Genomic DNA, 17,048 nt, shown 5'->3' with positions numbered 1-17,048 from the left:
CGCACGCCCCGAGGTAGCAGCGCCTGCAGGGGCGCGTCGAAAAGCGTTAAAGGAGATTCCATGGCCAAGCAACCGCTCAACCCGGAACACCCGGAAAATGACCTCAGTGACGAAGCTGATTATTCAAACCGTCCGCTCCCGGTAGTTGCCGATGCGGAAAGCCTGGCGGATTTGCCTGATCCGGCGGAATTACACCGGAAGAATCAGCAGTCCTCGAAGCAAGCCATCATTTATGGATTTGCGGTTCCGCTGGTGACATTTGTGGCTGCCTATCTTTTGGCCTGGGTGTCGCGTTTGCAAGGTGGTCCGATTTGCGATGCGGGAGATGCGACGTGGATTTGTTCGCGTGCAGCGGAGCTCTGGTGGCCGATTTCCACCAGCGCCATTGCCTTTGGTGGCATGCTCGGGGCGGCTTGGATTTTATATGACAAATACCGCAAATACCTGCGCTGGCGTGCGTGGATGGGCGTGCTGTGGGTACTCATTCCCTTCAGCATGCTGTGGGCAACATCTGTGCTCACGCTTTCAATTTTGGGCCATTAAAAAACACCCTTTAAGCATTTCCGCTGCTTAAAGGGTATTTTTAGCTTTTTGGGGGTTATTCGGCGGCACCGGCCGCGCCGGTGGAACCCAGCACTACCTCGAATTCAAGCAGGGAAGCGCCGGTGGCAACTGGCTTCTTCTCGCCGCCGTGCGCACCATGCCCGTCGTGAGCTCCGTGTCCGTGGCCGCCTTGCGCCTTTTCTGCATCACGCCACGCGTTATAGCTATCTTCATCAGCCCACTGAGTGATCACAAAGTAGCGCTCTTCGCCGGCGACAGGACGTAGCAATTGGAAACCTTCGAAACCTGGTGCTGAATCTACAGAGTGCTGGCGAGCTGCGAAGCGCTTCTCCAACTCAGGGCCGGCGCCTTCGGGAACGGAAATTGCGTTAATTTTTACGATGCTCATGCTTTGCCACCGTACCGGCTCGGGAATAAAGAAAACTGAAAACCTCCTGTGACAATTACCTCAGGAGCTTTAAAGGTGCGGGCCACGCAGCGCCATACCAGCACCATGCCGCCACGGGGGAGGAGTGGCACCCAGCAGGGGCGCGTCGACAAGCGCTAAAAAGAGTTAGCTGGTTACTAGCGGATCGATGCCGCGAGCTGCATAATCAGCGGCGATCTCGGCGCAACGCTCGCGCTTGCAGTGGCGGGTCTCAACGTTTTCGAAGCAGTCGGGGCACATGAGGACGAGCTCGCGGCAATCATCTTCATTGATGCAATGCTCGAACTTGTTGGTCGGGGTATCGCAGTGAATGCAGTGGCCAAGGCGCTTATAATCCTCGCCGAACTCCATGTGCATGCGCTTATCAAAGACGTAGAGGGAACCTTCCCAAAGCCCTTGATTGCCAAATTGCTCGCCATAGCGGACGATGCCGCCGTCGAGCTGATAGACCTCTTTGAAGCCGCGGTTAATCATGAGCGAGCTGAGGATCTCACAACGAATGCCGCCGGTGCAATAGGTGACCACTGGCTTGTCCTTGAGGTCATCGTATTTGCCGGATTCCAGCTCCGCGATGAAATCATGGGTGGTCTCCACATCTGGAACCACGGCATCTTTGAACTTGCCGATCTGCGCTTCCATGGCATTGCGTCCATCAAAGAACACAACTTCATCGCCACGCTTTTCGACCAGCTCATTTACTTGCTGGGGCTTTAGGTGCACGCCACCGCCGACGATGCCGTTTTCATCAACCTTGACCTCATCAGGCGCACCAAAGGCCACAATTTCCTTGCGCACCTTCACGCTGAGCTTGGGGAAATCCTCCGCGCTGCCCTCGGACCACTTAAACTGCATGCGGTTAAAACCAGGGTATTCGCGGGTCTGCTTGATATAAGCCTTGCAATCATCAATATCGCCACCCACGGTGCCATTGATTCCGTGCTCCGAAACCAAGATGCGCCCGCGCAGGTTGAGTGACTCGCACAGCGTACGCTGCCACAGCTGAACCGCCTTCGGATCAGACAAAGGGGTGAATGCGTAATAAAGAAGAATTTTTCCGGTAGCCACGGTTTTAGTCTAATGCCCACGCGTGCCAGCTAAAAACCACCGGATAAAGCAGTCAGCTTGGTCGCTTGTTTGGGTTACTTGCTGTTCCCGCGCCCCTTTTGGGTCTAGCCCGCTGTGCACCTGTGGAGCGCCCCGCGCCCCTTTTGGGGGTGGAGCTTTATCGATCAACCGCTCGCGCTTAATCGATCATGAACTTTTCGCACCTCAAAGCCCATTTTTGAAGCCGTAGCCTAGCTCAGTGGGTGGCGCTACTCGGTGGGTGGCGCTCCCACCATATTTTCTTTTAAGGAGTTTTAGATGTCTGCAAAAACCATCCGCGTTGCCATTGCCGGCGTGGGTAACTGCGCCACTTCACTGATTCAGGGCGTGGAATACTACCGCGATACCGACCCAGCCGACACCGTTCCGGGCCTCATGCACGTGAAATTCGGCGATTACCACGTGGGCGACATTGCATTTGTGGCCGCTTTTGACGTTGACGCCGAAAAAGTGGGCGTTGACCTCGCCGACGCGACCGAAGCCTCCCAAAACTGCACCATCAAAATCGCCGAGGTCCCCGCCACCGGCGTCACCGTCCTGCGCGGCCCCACCCTTGACGGCCTGGGCGATCACTACCGCGCCATGATCGACGAGTCCGACGCCGCGCCAGTTGACGTTGTCCAAGCGCTTATCGACGCAAAAGCAGATGTTTTGGTTTCTTATCTCCCCGTTGGCTCCGAAGAGGCCGATAAATTTTATGCCCAAGCCGCTATCGACGCAGGCTGCGCCTTTGTTAATGCACTTCCCGTCTTTATCGCCTCGGATCCAGAATGGGCGCAGAAGTTCACCGACGCTGGTCTCCCCATTGTCGGCGATGACATCAAATCTCAGGTGGGAGCCACTATCACCCACCGCGTCCTAGCTCGCCTTTTTGAAGAACGCGGCGTTCGGGTAGACCGCACAATGCAGCTCAATGTGGGCGGCAATATGGACTTCAAAAACATGCTGGACCGCAATCGCCTGCAATCGAAGAAGATTTCCAAGACCCAAGCGGTCACCTCCAATCTCTCCGAAGGCCCACTAGCTGGGAAAATCGAGGATCGCAATGTGCACATCGGGCCATCTGACCATGTGCAGTGGCTTGATGATCGTAAATGGGCTTATGTTCGCCTGGAGGGCACTGCCTTCGGCGGCGTTCCGCTGAACTTGGAGTACAAACTCGAGGTCTGGGATTCCCCCAACTCCGCCGGCATCATTATCGACGCAGTCCGCGCCGCCAAAATCGCCCTCGATCGCGGAATCGGCGGCCCCATCTTGCCTGCCAGCTCCTACTTGATGAAGTCCCCACCAGAGCAACTTCCTGACGATATCGCCCGCGAAAAGCTTGAAGCCTTCATCATCGGCAACTAAGTAGGAGAGCCGATTTAAGACCTCGAAAATTGCCTAATGACTTCTAGGCTGGGTTGGAGTAAGTTGAGGCCTCAGAAAGTCTCACAGCGCCCCTGATTTTTCAGGGTCAAAGTTAATATATTCACCTTTTGTGCCAGAACCTACAAAGTCGGTCGGGTGGAGGGGATTTTTGTAGAACCTCGCACAATATAGGGCCGATTTTTGTGCCAGAACCTACAAACTCGGAGCCCCCGCTCCCAAACTTGTAGGTTCTGGCACACTTTGGCCCATTCCGGGCGATTAGCGCTTCCGGTAGAGGGCCTTGCGCTGGTACTTGGGCTCGGAAGTCACCAAAACTCCGAGGTTGCGGAAGATTGCCTCATCCACAGATCCCAAAATGGTGGTGGTGTGGACGTCGCACCCCTGCAGATTCTTCAATTGCTGCAGAGCGAGGCGCGCATTTTCGGAGTTCGCAGCAGAAACTGAGAGCGCGATGAGTACTTCATCAGTGTGGAGACGGGGATTGCGGGAGCCCAGGTGCTGAGTCTTGAGGGATTGGATCGGCTCAATGGATTCGGGGGAGAGCAAGTCCACGGAACGATCGATTCCTGCGAGTTCCTTGAGGGCATTAAGCACCATCGCGGCGGAGCATCCGAGCAGTTCAGAGGTTTTACCGGTCACCAGGCGTCCGTCGAGAAGCTCAATGGCTGAGCCCGGCGCGCCGGTGGCCTCTTCGACAGACAGCGCGCTGGCAACCACGCGGCGGTCGTCGACGGTGCAGCCGGCTTTGCTCATGACGATGGCGATGCGGCTGGAGATGGTGTCATCGAGGCCGTCGCGGCGCTCGTCGACCAGTGCCTTGAAGTAGCGACGCACGATTTCTTGGCGGGCGGCTTCGCGACAGACTTCGTCGTCGGTGATGGCGTAGCCGACCATGTTGACGCCCATGTCGGTGGGGGAGTTGTAGGGCGAGGAACCGGAAAGCATCTCCAACATGGCCTTGAGCAGCGGGAATACCTCTACGTCGCGGTTGTAGCTGGTGGCCTTTTTGTCGTAGGCGGCGAGGTGGAAGGGGTCGATAATGTTGATGTCGTCAAGGTCCGCGGTGGCTGCCTCATAGGCGAGGTTAACGGGGTGCTCCAGCGGCAGGTTCCAAATGGGGAAGGTTTCGAACTTGGCGTAACCGGACTTGATGCCGCGCTGGTGATCGCCGTAGATCTGGCTCAGGCAGGTGGCGAGCTTTCCGGAACCGGGGCCCGGCGCGGTGACAACGACCAGGTTGCGGCTGGTTTCCACATATTCGTTGAGGCCAAAGCCCTCCTCGCTAACAATGCGGCGAGCATCGGTGGGGTAGCCCGGAATCACGCGGTGCACAGCAACTTTAATGCCGAGGCGCTCGAGGCGCTGCTTAAATGCGAGGGCCTGGTAGTTGTCATCTTCCAATTGGGTGAGCACGACATGTTCGGCGAGGAATCCCAGTTCGCGGAAGACATCGATCAGGCGCAGGACATCTTCTTCATAGGAAATGTCGAGGTCAGCGCGGGTTTTCTTACGCTCGAGGTCTTTGGCGTTAATGGCGACCAAAATTTCCAGCTCATCTTTGAGTTCTTTGAGCATGGCGATTTTATTGTCGGGAGTAAAGCCAGGTAGCACGCGGGAGGCATGCATGTCGTCGAAAAGCTTGCCTCCCATTTCCAGATAGAGCTTGCCGCCAATCTGTTCGCGCCTTTCATTAATATGCTCTGACTGCATCTTGATGTACAGGTCGCGATCGAATCCGGTGCGCATAGCGTCAACTCCCCAGTTGCTTCAGCTGATTTTTAACTCCTTGGACTCTACCCTCTCCTCCGCCCATTGCTGAATACGCTGCTGTGCTGGCTAAAGTTAGGAATTATGCCCGAAGGACACGTGATTCATCGACTCGCTCAAGATCTGCAACGCAATTTCGGCGCCGACGTTCTGCGCGCCTCATCGCCCCAAGGGCGATTTAGCACCGAGGCAGCGCTTATCGACGAAACCCCTCTCTCACGAGTTGAAGCTTTTGGCAAACATCTTTTTGTGGAGTTTGAGAGCCCGCATCCGGAAAATATTGTCTACATCCATTTGGGCCTAATCGGTACCTTGCATTTTGAACCCCCTGCAGAGACCCGAGGCCAAATCCGTTTGCACCTTTCCAATGGTGAAATCGCTGCTAATCTCCGCGGACCCCAGTGGTGTCGCCTGATTACCGACGCCGAGCGCAACGCTGCCATTGCAAAATTAGGTGCCGATCCCATCAGAGACGATGCCGATCCCACGCCCATTCGGCTCAAGGTACAGCGTTCCCAGCGCAGTATTGGCTCTTTGTTGATGGACCAAAAACTTTTTGCGGGCGTGGGCAATATTTACCGCGCCGAAACCCTCTTCCGCTTAGGGATCTCTCCTTTTACTCCCGGTTCTCGCATTAGTACCTCGGATTTTGATGCCATCTGGTCTGACCTGGTGTTTTTAATGAAGGAAGGAGTGGTGGCTGGCCGTATTGATACCGTGCGCCCCGAGCACACTCCAGAGGCCATGGGCAGACCTCCGCGCAAGGATGACCACGGGGGAGAGGTTTATACCTACCGACGCACCGGCCAGCCCTGTCTGGTGTGTGGCACCCCGATTAGCGAACAAGTTATGGAAGGCCGCAATCTTTTTTGGTGTCCTAGTTGCCAGGCCTAGCTTTCATTTCAGCCAGGAAAGTTTCAGTTTGTGTCGGTATAGTACGGAAGGTACTTATTAGGACAAATTGCTTGGGATAAATATGCGTATGCGCCGGACGATTGCCCGGAAACCGATGAATATCAGCCGTATTTTAGTGCTCCGCGTTTTTCCTGTTCTAGCAATCCTTTGCGCTATTTGCGTCTTGGTGGTCTCATTTTTTGTCTATCCTACAAAGGCGCAGCCACATAAGGTTGATGCAATTTTGGTGCTCGCAGGTTCCAGCGATGGTCGCCATGAGCTGGGTGCCCAATTAGTAGAAGAAGGCTATTCCTCAAACTTTGTGGTCTCTAATCCGGCTGGTGCTAAAGACAAGGTGGGATATGCCCACTGCGCTGGGGCTAAGCGGCCTTCTGGGGCGACCTCATATTGCATGGATCCTTATCCCGTAATTACCTCCGGTGAGGCTCGCACTTTTAATGAGCTAGCTGCCGAACATGGTTGGCAGAGCGTGTTGGTTGTAACTAGCCGCACCCATACTCAGCGCGTTCGCTTGATGTTTAATGAATGCTTTAGTGGGGATTCCACGGTGTATAGCGTGCCGAACCCGATTAATCGGGCCGACCTTAAAGATGCGATCTTGCATGAGATCGGGGGCTTTGCAAAATTCTGGATTACCTCACCTTGTTAGTGCTACTTGGTGTGACTTTCCAGGTCTAAAAGCCATTGCTTAGCTTCCAGGCCGCCGCGATATCCGCCTAGGGTTCCGTCGCTACGCAAAACCCGGTGGCAGGGGGCGAAGATGGGGAGCGGGTTGGTGGCACACGCGGTGCCTACCGCCCTGACTGCGCCGCCGTTATTGAGCTCAGCTGCCAGCTCCTTATAGGTGCGGGATTCGCCATAGGGAATGGTGAGCAAATGGTGCTGTACCTTGCCGCGGAAGTTGAAGTTCGCTTCGCTCGGCCAGTCCAGCGGGGTGGCAAATTCTTTGCGCTTTCCGGCAAAGTATTCCTGTAGTTCTGCCTTTCCCTGTTCCAGGATGGCATTGGCGCCTGGGATGGAGTCTACGGTGCAGGCTGCGTAGTTTTCATCGGCAAAGGCCAGGTAGGTTAAGCCTTTTTCACTTGCTACCAGCAGAAGTTCGCCAATGGGTGATTCAAATCGAAGATGGTGCATGATCTTAAGTCCTCACAACAATCTTTCCTATTGTTTTTCCTTGTTCCACCAAGCGGTGGCCTTCCATAATCGTCGCTGCGTTTAGTCCCTCAAGCACCTGATTTTTAGGGCTTATAAGCTTTCCAGCAGCAACCAATTCAGCGATCTTATTGAGGATCTTGCCTTGTTCTGCCATATCGGGGGTTTGGAACATGGCGCGGGTGAACATGAACTCCCAGTGCAGGGCAATGGACTTTTGTTTAAAGGCCCCGAGATTTGGCTGCTCGGGATCGTCGATAAGCACGAGGTGTGATTGTGGCTTCATTAGCTGCGCAAGCTCTAGTTCCCGGCCAGTGGTCCAGGAGCTGAACACAAAATCCACATCTTTAATTTGCTCACTGAGGTTTTGAGAATGATCAATCACCTCATGTGCGCCCAGTTTCTTGACCCATTCTTGGGATTCAGGACGCGAGGCCGTTGCCACTACCTTGAGATTGGTGAGATTGCGGGCCAGCTGAATAATCAGCGAGGTCACTCCTCCTGCGCCGCCGAGAACCAACAAAGTGCCTGTGGATTCTTCCGTGATGGGCAGGCGTTCAAAGAGTGCTTCCCAAGCTGTGAGAGCCACCAAAGGCAGGGCTGCTGCTTCAGTTTCCGCCAACCCTTGTGGAGCATGCCCCACGATTCTTTCATCCACCAGCTGAAACTCTGCATTACTGCCTTGGCGCTGATTGGAACCCGCATAAAAGACCTTGTCCCCAGGGGCGAATAGCGTGACCTCTGCGCCAACTTCCACAACGGTTCCGGCAGCATCAAATCCCAAAATCTTTGGCGTCTCCTGCTTTCCAGCGCGCATCCGGGTTTTAGAATCGACTGGATTAATGGACACCGCAGCAATTTCCACCAGCAGATCGCGCAGCCCTGGGGTGGGCCGCTCCACTTCCACGTCTTTAAGGAATTCAGCTTCCGTGGAGGGGAGGGAATCAAACATTGCTACGGCACGCATTTTTGAAGTGGGGGCGCTCATGCCCCTGATGTTAGCCCGAGAGTGGTGTTCCTGCTGATAATTTATGTCACCTTGGCAAAAGAATATATACGCACGAAATAAGACGACAGACATTTTGGTTAGTGTAGGCTAACTTAACATGCTTAAGAGATTGCTTATTCCTATTCTTGGTTCCGCCTTATTACTCAGCGCCTGTGGCACCACCAATGATGCATCTTCCGACTCCTCCGATTCCTCCACCACGGCTGAGACTGCTGGAACCACCGTACAAACTGCCCTTGGTCCGGTAGCTGTACCCACTGAGATCAACTCCGTTGTTATCCTCGAAGGCCGCCGCGATCTAGATATTGCCTTAGCTTTGGATCTTCCGGTTGTTGGATACCCTTATGAAGAAGCGGGATCGCTCGAGCTGGATTCTCCCCTAAAAGAGCAGTTAGAGCAGGCCAAAGCCATTGGGGCAGAAGAGATATTTTCCGCCGATAACATCAGCCTCGAAGCCATTGCCGCAGCAGACCCCGATCTCATCATTTCTCGACGCAGCGATATTGAACCCATCGAAGAGCAGCTAGAAGCCATCGCACCAGTTCTTCCAATCGGCGAACAAGACACCAGCACCTGGCAGGAGGATCTTCACCTTGTTGCTCAAGCGACCGGAACAGAAGCTCGAGCCGAGGAACTAATTGCAGAATACGATTCCCGCGTCCAAGCTATCTCTAGCGAATACGCAGATACGCTGGCAAATTACACTTTTGCCCCATTGAGCTTCAACGGCGACACCTTTGAGACTCGCCCCAATAGATTGCTGTCCTCGGTACTTCAAGATCTAGGCGCAACCCCATCCCAAGCTTTTGCGGATGCCATCAATGGTGAAAGCACAGAATACAGCCCAGAGCAGCTACTTTCTGGTTTTAGTGATGCTGCAGGCCTAGTCATGTTGGTTAATGATCCCCAAACTTGGCAAGAGCTCCAAGAAAATCAACTTTATCAGCAATTGCCCGCAGTGATGAATCAGCATGTGGTGCGTTCAGATAAACAAACACACGAGGGCGGTCCGCTCACTGCACTTCATGCCCTTGATGTGATCGAGGAACTATTGCAAACCTTCTAGAATCTGCGCACCGATTTAAGGCCTCGAAAATTTGCCAATGACTTCTAGGCTGCATTGGGGTAAGTTGAAGCCTCAGAAAGCCACACAGCACCCCTGATTTTTCGGGGTCAAAGTTAATATATTCACCTTTTGTGCGAGAACCTACAAAGTCGGTCGGGTGGAGGGGATTTTTGTAGAACCTCGCACAGAAATCGACCCTATATTGTGCCAGAACCTACAAACTCGGAGCCCCCGCTCCCAAACTTGTAGGTTCTGGCACACTTTTGCCCGCCCCTGTCCTTAGATGGCGCGAAAGTTGGAAATTCTTGGACTTTCGCCCTTATGGTGTTCTCTTTAATGGTAGAAAACGCCCCGGCGCGATACTGTTTCATCAAAACCGGTGCACATTAAGCAGCATGCCGGAAGAAAAAGCGGACCTCTTCCCAGGACCAGGAAGGCCACATGCCATGAGCACCACACAAACCTCCAGTTCAGTTGCCGAAGCTAAGTTTCCTATTATCCCGCTGACTGCAATGAGTTTTGCGGCTTTTGTTTATGTCACCTTTGAAATGTTCGCCGTAGGACTAATTCGACCGATGGCGCAGGATCTTGGGGTGACGGAATCCCGCATTGGTTTGCTGATGACGGCATATGCTGGCGTGGTCGCAGTTATTACGATCCCGGTGATGATGTGGGTGTCGCGGTTTAATAAGCGTACGGTTTTCCTGATTACGCTGGGCTTTTTGCTGGCAGGAATTGTTATTCAGGCGCTCACCGTCAATTACGCCATGCTCGCTGTTGGCAGAATTACGGCAGCGTTGACACATGGCATCTTTTGGGCGCTAGTGGGACCAATGGCAGCTCGAATGTCCCCAGGTCATACGGGCAAGGCGGTGGGAATTGTCTCCATCGGATCCACAATGGCGCTGGTTGTTGGTTCTCCACTGGCAACGTGGATCGGTGAGCTTGTTGGATGGCGTAATGCCTCGTGGATTTTGGGAGTTCTCGCCATCGCGGCCGTTGTGGTGCTGATTCCAACGGTGCCGTCCTTGCCACCACTGGCCAGCTCACACGCCACAAAGTCAAAGAAGCAGCTGCCGTGGGGGCTTATCTCACTAGTGTTTTTCCTGCTCCTGGCGGTAACAGGCGTCTTTGCTGCCTATACCTATTTGGGACTCATCCTCGCCGAAAATGCTGGCCCAGATCTGGTTTCCACAGGTCTCTTTGTTTTTGGCGCCATGGGATTAATCGGGGTTACGGTAGCAACGCGCACAGTGGATCGTCGAATGTTGCGCGGAAGTGTGCACACCACCACCTTGTTTATTTTCGCGGCGGCATTGGGTCAACTCGCTTTTGCCAGTGAGGGCACACCGGCAGCGGTATTGATCTTTGTGGGAGCAGCAATTTGTGGCGCAGCGTATGGAGCGCTCCCGACCCTTGGCACCACTATTTTCTTGCATGCTGGTCAGAGCAATCCTGACGCAGCGTCCTCGCTTTATGTGGTGACCTACCAGGTGGGAATCGCAGCGGGCGCAGCCATTGGTGCACTGGTAGTGGACGCCAATTGGCTAGCCGGAACCTTGTGGATTATGGCAGCGCTTTCCCTCGCGTCCACCCTGGTGCTCGCATTATGGGCGCGCCCTTTACTTAAGTAAGCTCTACTAGCTTTTCATAGAGGCCGTCAAAAACCTCGCGGGCCTGCACATAGTGTTCGCTATAGCGAGGTTGGATTTCTGCACCAAAGGGTGGCAAGGCTCGATCCCCGCCTGCGTCGAGAACCTCCAAAGCGATCAAAGCGGTGCCCCGCAGGGTGGCCCGCTTCATCTCAAGCGGGAGTACCGGGGTGGTCAGGGCGTCGCAAAGCATAGTGAGGAACTCGGGGTGGTCGGTGGCCACGCGACCGGAGGCAATGACGCGCTCTGGGGTGGCGCCGGCGAGCTCCATGTGACGCCAAACGCGCTGGTAGGAAAGGGCGAGGGATTCAAAAACGCCGCGCCAGATTTCGGCGGGGCCGCTGCTGGATTGCAGGTTGGTGATGCTGGCGCGGGCGGAGCTGGCCCAGCCGATGGAGCGTTCGCCACTGAAGAAGGGCAGTACGGATGGTACGCCGTCCATGGGTGGGCCAGCGAGGATCTCGCCGAGGTTTTCGGGCTGGATGATGGTGGTTTCCAGCCAGCTCACGGCGCGGCCGACATCGTTGAGGGCGCCGCCGACGATGCACTGGTTGCGGGAAACGCGGTAGCACCACAGGCCAGAGGGGATTTGTGCAGGTACGCCGGGCAAAATCACGCGCATGGCGCCGGATGTGGCAGCCGCAACTGCTACGGTTTTGGAGTCCACGGCACCTGGGCCGATGTTGGAGGGCCAGCCGTCGGGAATGGCGTGGAACCAGGGCAGCTGCTCCAAAAATGCCCACTCTGCTTCCTCGAGCTTGGCGTTGGTGGCGGGCTGGTCGGGATCAAAAATGCCAGAGAAGAGCGCTGGATCAACGCCGATATGTTCCAAAATTGGCAGGTCCAACTCGCCAGTGTGGGCGTTAAGAATGCCGCTCCACGCTGCGATGGAGGTGGACATACCCAAAATTCCGGCGATTTTGAAATAGACATATTCGCCAATGGTCATCACATGCGCGGCCTTAGCAAAGAGCTCAGGGTGCGCATTTTTCAGCCACAACAGGCGCGCGGGATGATAGGAGGTGTGCAGGCGCACGCCGGTGCGAGCGTGATATTCATCCTCGGCGATTTCCGTGCGCAGCTGCTCCACAAAGGGTGCCGATTGTGCGTCGGCGTAGGTATAACACGGGGTCAGCGCGTTGCCTTCGGCATCAACCAAAATGAGCGAAGATGCAAAAGAATCCAGAGCAATGCCGGTAATTTTATCCTTCACGCAGTGTTCTTCAGCCTGCTCAATAATGCCAGCCATGACCGTGCGGATTTCAGCAACCACCTGATCAGGGTCGATGGTGGAAACTCCTTCGCCGGCGTTAAACGCATGGGAAACGCGCTGCTTAGAAGACTTAATGGGGCAGCCGGAAGCATCATAAAGGCCACCGCGGGAAGCAGTGGAACCAATGTCCATCGCCAGCACATAAGGCGCGCGAGATTCTTCAAAAGCGATGGACATAGTTGGAATAGATCCCATGAATCTTCCTTAATGGTCTGACTAATTGACAGTTTTAATTAAGGATATAGAACGGCCTAGGCAGTCACAGAATCCGGCAGCCCTGCGCCAAGGGTAGCGCTTGCACCGGCGCCCACATCGCCCCCAAACGAAGCCCCGAGCTCAACGACCTTGTCCGGATCTCCCAACCGCGGACCCAAAGCCACCAAAACTGCAAAGACCAGCGTTAATATCAAGGCCAGAATAACCCACAGCCAATAGCTGCGCCTGTCCCACACCTTCAAGCCCACCCGCGCAATGAGCGCTCCCACCGCAGCGCCCAGCGCATTAAAGATAACATCATCAATATCGGAGTAGCCGAGCCTAAAAATATACTGAGCGCATTCAATGCTCAGACTAAAAAGCGCACCCCAGCCCGCCGTTTTCAGGACCAGCCGACGTGGTGTGCCCCGCACCAAGCTTTTCGACGAATCCTGCCCCGACTCTGCCTGCAAGGATCTCTCCTGCACCTCCAAAAGAGCGAAAAGCAGCACTCCAAACGGGACAAAGAAAGCAAAGTTTCCGCCATAGCCAAAAAGTGGGGCGAACCAGCTCTCTGCAGCAAAGAAGTCATTCAGTGGCACCAAAGACAATGAGCGATTGCGATGGGCTACGGGAACCCACAATAGGCCAATAACAAAGAAAGACTTCAGCATGGTCAAAGAAACCATCACAGCGCTATAGGCAATAAGGGCTGCTGCCAAGAACCGTGCACGCGGAAACTTCATAGCACCAAAATTAAATGCGCGGTCCCAAAATTACAAGCGCCAAAAACACCACTGCCACAGCAATCGCTAGCGCCACCCACAGTCCATATGCGCGCGAACCTGCCGCCTTAGCCATTAGGGCACCGACAAAAGCTCCGAGGGTATTAAAAGTGACATCATCAATATCGGTATACCCAAGCCAGAAAATATACTGCGTGATCTCAATGGCGATGCTCACCCCAGCACCCACAAGAGTGGTCTTCAGCAGTGGGAAACTACTCCGGCGCAATAAGCGGTCCCTTCCGCCCAGCCCGGCGCGACCCAAACCGCCCCCGGCGCGAACAGGTCCCTGCAATAAGGCATAAACCAGCAGCCCAAAAGGCACAAAGAAAATGAAATTTCCGCCATAACCAAAGAGCATGGCGCGCAGTGATTCCCCCACCATGGCGTCATTAAAAGGAATCAGCGAAACCACGCGGGTTCTGTGGGACGCGTACCCCCACACTAAACCGATGGCTACAAAAGGTTTAAAAATTGTCAGCAGGGCCATCACCCAGCCATAAATAAAAAGTGCCAGCCCAATCATGGGAGTGCCGACACTTAAACTGCGAAAACTCCTAACCACGAAGCCTAAACCACCCCACTGGAGTAAAGCATGAGACCTGCTACGCCCACACTTCCCCCGAGGATAAACCAGGACCACTTCTTTAGCGCGCCAACCCCCGCCCACATTGCGATAAGCCCACCGATAAGTCCGCCAATGGTATTAAAAAGCAGATCATCAACATCGGTATAGCCAGCGGCAAAGACCCATTGCAGCACTTCAATCACCATGCTAGTTACCGCAGCAAAGAGGGTGACTTCCACAATGGTGAAGTGGCTGCGTCGGTGTTGGCGCAAGAATTGGTACAAAAAGAAGCCCAAGGGCACAAAGAGTGCAATATTTCCGAAGGTGTTGGTCCATGGCCCCCACCAAATTGGCGCATCCACAAAGCCATTAAAGAGTTGGAGATCTAGGGAGCGGTAGTGGTGGGCCTCGGTGTTCCACAAACCAACCAAAGACAAAGTGCCCTTGAGCAAGGTGAGCATCACCAAAAGCACTGCATAAACGCCAAAAGCCAGGCCGGTGAGCAGCGGAGAGATCTTCCTCTTTTCCGGCATGCTCGTATCCTGGTGGGTGTCATGGTGCATTGTCATCTGGCGATTTTCTCGGAGTTGGGTGGTTGACATAGGAGTCCACCATAGAAGGTTCGGCTGTATGTCTGCTGACAGTCTGCCGGAAAGAGCCTGCAGATGCCTATGCAGCTCCCCCAAAGGCCCACCAAGCCCACCAAGCCCAACCAAGCCCACCAAACCCACCAAGCCCACCAAACCCACCAAGCCCACCAGGCCCAACCAACTCCTGGAGTGATTAGCGCAGCGGATTAAAAGGTTTAATGATGGGGTTGGTGTGGCCGGTATCAATGAGCTCAGCTAAGTATTTTCCACTCGCCGGCCCCAACACCATGCCCCACATGCCGTGACCACCGGCTACGTAAATATCCTTGGCCTTAGTCTGCCCCACAAGTGGCCTGCCATCGGGAGTAACTGGCCGCGAACCAACCCATTCATCGCGTCGTTCGCCAAAATCAATTCCGCGCATTAGCCGGCTTGCCTGATTCACAATCGCGTCAATACGGCGCTGCTGCAAAGGCTCATCCGGACCCCGAAACTCCGTAGTGCCAGCAATGCGGAAACGCCCCTGATAAGGAGTGCAAGCCATGCGGTGATGCGGCAAATACACCGGATGCTGCGCCGGAATATCGGTGGCCACCGAGAAGGAGTATCCACGCCCAGCCTGGACCAGCGTTTTTACCCCATATTCCCGCGCCAACTTCGGCAACCAAGCACCGGTGGCGATAACAACCTTGTCAGCTTCCTCACGGCTACCATCAGCCAAAATAACCGCGGGCCGCGCGCCTGCAGCAACATGGACAACCTCAACGCCACTGCGAATTTGGCCACCCCGCTTTTCGACGTCCGCCGCCACCGCGGCCACATAAGGCCCGGGTTCAATAAACCGCTGGCCCTCCAAACGAAATGCCACGGAGACTTCCCTGCTAAGCATCGGTGCAAGCTCTTGGGGATTATCCAAGCGGGTCATATCGGCAATTTGCCCATGTCGCACCACACCAGCGATCTCGCGTTGGAAGCCTTGGGATTGGGCCTCATTTTCAAAGCCAATGACAAAGGGACCTTTATGGCTGGTTCCTGCCACACCGCCAAGTTCCATCTCATCAAAGGCTGCAAGGGCAACTTTGTCGATGGTGCTGAGATCGGCCATGGTGGAATCCCATTTACTATCAAAGGCCTGGGCCATAAAACGGGCTAAAAAGGCCCAGAGTTTCGGCTCCACCCGCAACGGCATATGCAGCGGTGAATCAGCATTAAAAAGTGCTTTGGGGCCATAGGTCCAGAGGCTGGAATCAGATAGCGGAATGGTTTTGGCGGGCGCTAACCATCCGGCATTACCCCAGGATGATCCAGCAGCCACCCCGGTTTTATCAAGCACCCTCACCTCAAATCCACGCTCTTGGAGGTACCAGGCCGTGGAAAGTCCCACCATGCCAGCACCAACAACAATCACCTTTGGGGCAGTACTCATAAGAACCTTCTAAGTGTGTGCCTGAAAAATTGGGAAAGCCCTGACATCAGGTGATATCAGGGCTTGGAGAAGCTGTTGTTTAGACGCCTGGGATGTCCAGGTGGATACCAAACTGAGCTGCTGCGTTCTCAATGTTGGTAGCGTTAGCCCAAACAACACCAGCAGCTGCTGCTGCGGTGATTGCTAGGGTGTAGCCGTACCAAGCAACACCAAAATCGGAAACCTCATCGAGGTCCTTGGAGGAGCCCCAGATATCGCGCTCGTACTCGGTCGCGCTGGAAGCGGTTCCAATGTCAGAGGAAGCAGAGGACTGAGCCATTGCAGGGGTAGCGGTAAGGGCGAGTGCGCCAGCGGTAGCAAGAGCAACAGCGGCGGTGCGGAATTTAGCCATTTCTAATCCTTAAATTTGTGGTGGAAACTTTCCTCCCTGAGGGTATCAAATTTGTCACCTGTCGTCAGGGCTTTATTCATAGCGAACTTATTCCGACACCACACTTTCAACCCTTGGTGATGTGTCACACAAATTACTTGATGCGGGAACAAATCTGGTTTTTGAGCAGTTAAAAAGAGCATGACTACCGTTAATGAATCCGTGCTGGCCCTCGACGAGGCAGCACAGGACCTCCTTTTCCGTGAAGCACGCACTGCGAACACCTTCACCGATGAGCCAGTTACCGACGAGCAGATCGAGGCCATCTTTGAGCTGGTCAAGTGGGCTCCAACCGCACTGAACTCCCAGCCACTGCGCGTTATCGTTGTACGCTCCGAAGAAGCTAAGGCTCGTTTGGTTCCACTCATGGCTGAGGGCAACCAGGCTAAGACGGCTGCAGCTCCAGCAACCGTACTTTTGGCTGCTGACGTTGATTTCCACGATGAGTTGCCAAAGCTCTTCCCTCACTTCCCAGGCGCACGCGATATGTTCACCGGGGACGAGGCTGCACGTGCATCCGTAGCTACTGTCAACACCGGCCTGCAGATTGGTTATGCCATCCTCGGCATTCGTGCAGCAGGTCTGGCGGCTGGCCCAATGACCGGCATGGACGCAGCAGCTATCTCCAAGGAGTTCTTCCCAGACGGCCGCCACCAGGTGCTTGTTGCCATCAACATTGGCAAGCCAGGTGAAAACGCTTGGTACGACCGTGGCCCACGCCTTACTTTTGATGAGGTTGTAGAGACCATCTAGT

At 54.7% G+C, this 17,048-nt stretch carries 18 protein-coding genes; 7 read left to right on the top strand and 11 right to left on the bottom strand.

The genetic code is table 11. The annotated features are described in order from the left end of the window. Nucleotides 1–60: 60 nt before the first annotated feature. On the top strand, nucleotides 61–543 hold the full coding sequence (locus SFC07_RS06755; protein WP_411207460.1) for a hypothetical protein: 483 nt from the start codon (nucleotides 61–63) through the stop codon (nucleotides 541–543). Nucleotides 544–598: 55 nt separating this feature from the next. Here SFC07_RS06755 and SFC07_RS06750 read toward each other — a convergent pair whose 3' ends face one another. Both SFC07_RS06750 and SFC07_RS06745 read right to left on the bottom strand, forming a co-directional pair. Continuing rightward, nucleotides 599–952, bottom strand: coding sequence for an antibiotic biosynthesis monooxygenase family protein (locus tag SFC07_RS06750; RefSeq protein ID WP_411207459.1), 354 nt, complete (start codon nucleotides 950–952; stop codon nucleotides 599–601). A 165-nt stretch (nucleotides 953–1,117) separates the two neighbouring features. Then, complete coding sequence (locus SFC07_RS06745) at nucleotides 1,118–2,056, bottom strand: rhodanese-related sulfurtransferase (RefSeq protein ID WP_411207458.1); 939 nt, start codon at nucleotides 2,054–2,056, stop codon at nucleotides 1,118–1,120. 297 nt (nucleotides 2,057–2,353) lie between these two features. On the opposite strand from SFC07_RS06745, the gene SFC07_RS06740 reads away from it, so the two are divergent. Further along, a complete protein-coding gene (locus tag SFC07_RS06740) occupies nucleotides 2,354–3,445 on the top strand; it encodes an inositol-3-phosphate synthase (RefSeq protein ID WP_411207457.1) in 1,092 nt (363 codons plus the stop codon). A 279-nt stretch (nucleotides 3,446–3,724) separates the two neighbouring features. Here SFC07_RS06740 and SFC07_RS06735 read toward each other — a convergent pair whose 3' ends face one another. Continuing rightward, on the bottom strand, nucleotides 3,725–5,212 hold the full coding sequence (locus SFC07_RS06735) for a DUF1846 domain-containing protein (protein ID WP_411207456.1): 1,488 nt from the start codon (nucleotides 5,210–5,212) through the stop codon (nucleotides 3,725–3,727). Between the two features lie 105 nt (nucleotides 5,213–5,317). On the opposite strand from SFC07_RS06735, the gene SFC07_RS06730 reads away from it, so the two are divergent. Together SFC07_RS06730 and SFC07_RS06725 are read left to right on the top strand one after the other, a co-directional pair. Beyond that, complete coding sequence (locus SFC07_RS06730) at nucleotides 5,318–6,127, top strand: Fpg/Nei family DNA glycosylase (protein WP_411207455.1); 810 nt, start codon at nucleotides 5,318–5,320, stop codon at nucleotides 6,125–6,127. 88 nt (nucleotides 6,128–6,215) lie between these two features. Continuing rightward, a complete protein-coding gene (locus SFC07_RS06725; RefSeq protein WP_411207454.1) occupies nucleotides 6,216–6,797 on the top strand; it encodes a YdcF family protein in 582 nt (193 codons plus the stop codon). 2 nt (nucleotides 6,798–6,799) lie between these two features. Here the strand turns inward: SFC07_RS06725 and SFC07_RS06720 are convergent, their stop codons facing one another. Further along, nucleotides 6,800–7,282 carry a methylated-DNA--[protein]-cysteine S-methyltransferase gene (locus SFC07_RS06720; RefSeq protein WP_411207453.1) on the bottom strand — a complete coding sequence of 161 codons (483 nt, stop codon included), beginning with the start codon at nucleotides 7,280–7,282 and terminating at the stop codon, nucleotides 6,800–6,802. A gap of 4 nt (nucleotides 7,283–7,286) precedes the next feature. Then, entirely contained in the window at nucleotides 7,287–8,288 is a 1,002-nt protein-coding gene (locus SFC07_RS06715; protein WP_411207452.1) for a zinc-binding alcohol dehydrogenase family protein, read from the bottom strand. 118 nt (nucleotides 8,289–8,406) lie between these two features. On the opposite strand from SFC07_RS06715, the gene SFC07_RS06710 reads away from it, so the two are divergent. Both SFC07_RS06710 and SFC07_RS06705 read left to right on the top strand, forming a co-directional pair. Then, entirely contained in the window at nucleotides 8,407–9,375 is a 969-nt protein-coding gene (locus tag SFC07_RS06710) for an ABC transporter substrate-binding protein (RefSeq protein WP_411207451.1), read from the top strand. Nucleotides 9,376–9,821: 446 nt separating this feature from the next. Continuing rightward, nucleotides 9,822–11,009: an MFS transporter gene (locus SFC07_RS06705; RefSeq protein ID WP_411207450.1), complete on the top strand. Its 1,188-nt coding sequence runs from the start codon at nucleotides 9,822–9,824 to the stop codon at nucleotides 11,007–11,009. Here the strand turns inward: SFC07_RS06705 and SFC07_RS06700 are convergent. From SFC07_RS06700 to SFC07_RS06675, 6 genes are all read right to left on the bottom strand, one after another. Continuing rightward, a complete protein-coding gene (locus SFC07_RS06700) occupies nucleotides 11,002–12,495 on the bottom strand; it encodes an FGGY family carbohydrate kinase (RefSeq protein ID WP_411207449.1) in 1,494 nt (497 codons plus the stop codon). The genes SFC07_RS06705 and SFC07_RS06700 overlap by 8 nt on opposite strands. A gap of 56 nt (nucleotides 12,496–12,551) precedes the next feature. Then, nucleotides 12,552–13,241, bottom strand: a complete 690-nt coding sequence (locus tag SFC07_RS06695; protein ID WP_411207448.1) for a VanZ family protein — start codon at nucleotides 13,239–13,241, stop codon at nucleotides 12,552–12,554. 10 nt (nucleotides 13,242–13,251) lie between these two features. Continuing rightward, nucleotides 13,252–13,770: a VanZ family protein gene (locus SFC07_RS06690; protein ID WP_411207485.1), complete on the bottom strand. Its 519-nt coding sequence runs from the start codon at nucleotides 13,768–13,770 to the stop codon at nucleotides 13,252–13,254. Nucleotides 13,771–13,850: 80 nt separating this feature from the next. Then, a complete protein-coding gene (locus tag SFC07_RS06685; protein ID WP_411207447.1) occupies nucleotides 13,851–14,450 on the bottom strand; it encodes a VanZ family protein in 600 nt (199 codons plus the stop codon). Between the two features lie 181 nt (nucleotides 14,451–14,631). Next, nucleotides 14,632–15,864, bottom strand: coding sequence for an NAD(P)/FAD-dependent oxidoreductase (locus SFC07_RS06680; protein WP_411207446.1), 1,233 nt, complete (start codon nucleotides 15,862–15,864; stop codon nucleotides 14,632–14,634). A gap of 79 nt (nucleotides 15,865–15,943) precedes the next feature. After that, complete coding sequence (locus tag SFC07_RS06675) at nucleotides 15,944–16,255, bottom strand: hypothetical protein (protein ID WP_411207445.1); 312 nt, start codon at nucleotides 16,253–16,255, stop codon at nucleotides 15,944–15,946. Between the two features lie 180 nt (nucleotides 16,256–16,435). Between SFC07_RS06675 and SFC07_RS06670 the strand changes: the two genes are divergently transcribed. After that, complete coding sequence (locus SFC07_RS06670) at nucleotides 16,436–17,047, top strand: malonic semialdehyde reductase (protein WP_411207444.1); 612 nt, start codon at nucleotides 16,436–16,438, stop codon at nucleotides 17,045–17,047. The last annotated feature ends 1 nt before the right edge of the window (nucleotide 17,048 follow it).

The sequence above is a fragment of the Corynebacterium callunae genome (assembly GCF_046592015.1).
Classification (GTDB): domain Bacteria; phylum Actinomycetota; class Actinomycetes; order Mycobacteriales; family Mycobacteriaceae; genus Corynebacterium; species Corynebacterium callunae_A.
Note: the sequence above shows the minus strand (reverse complement) of the source record. Positions and strands in the feature narration are given on the sequence as shown.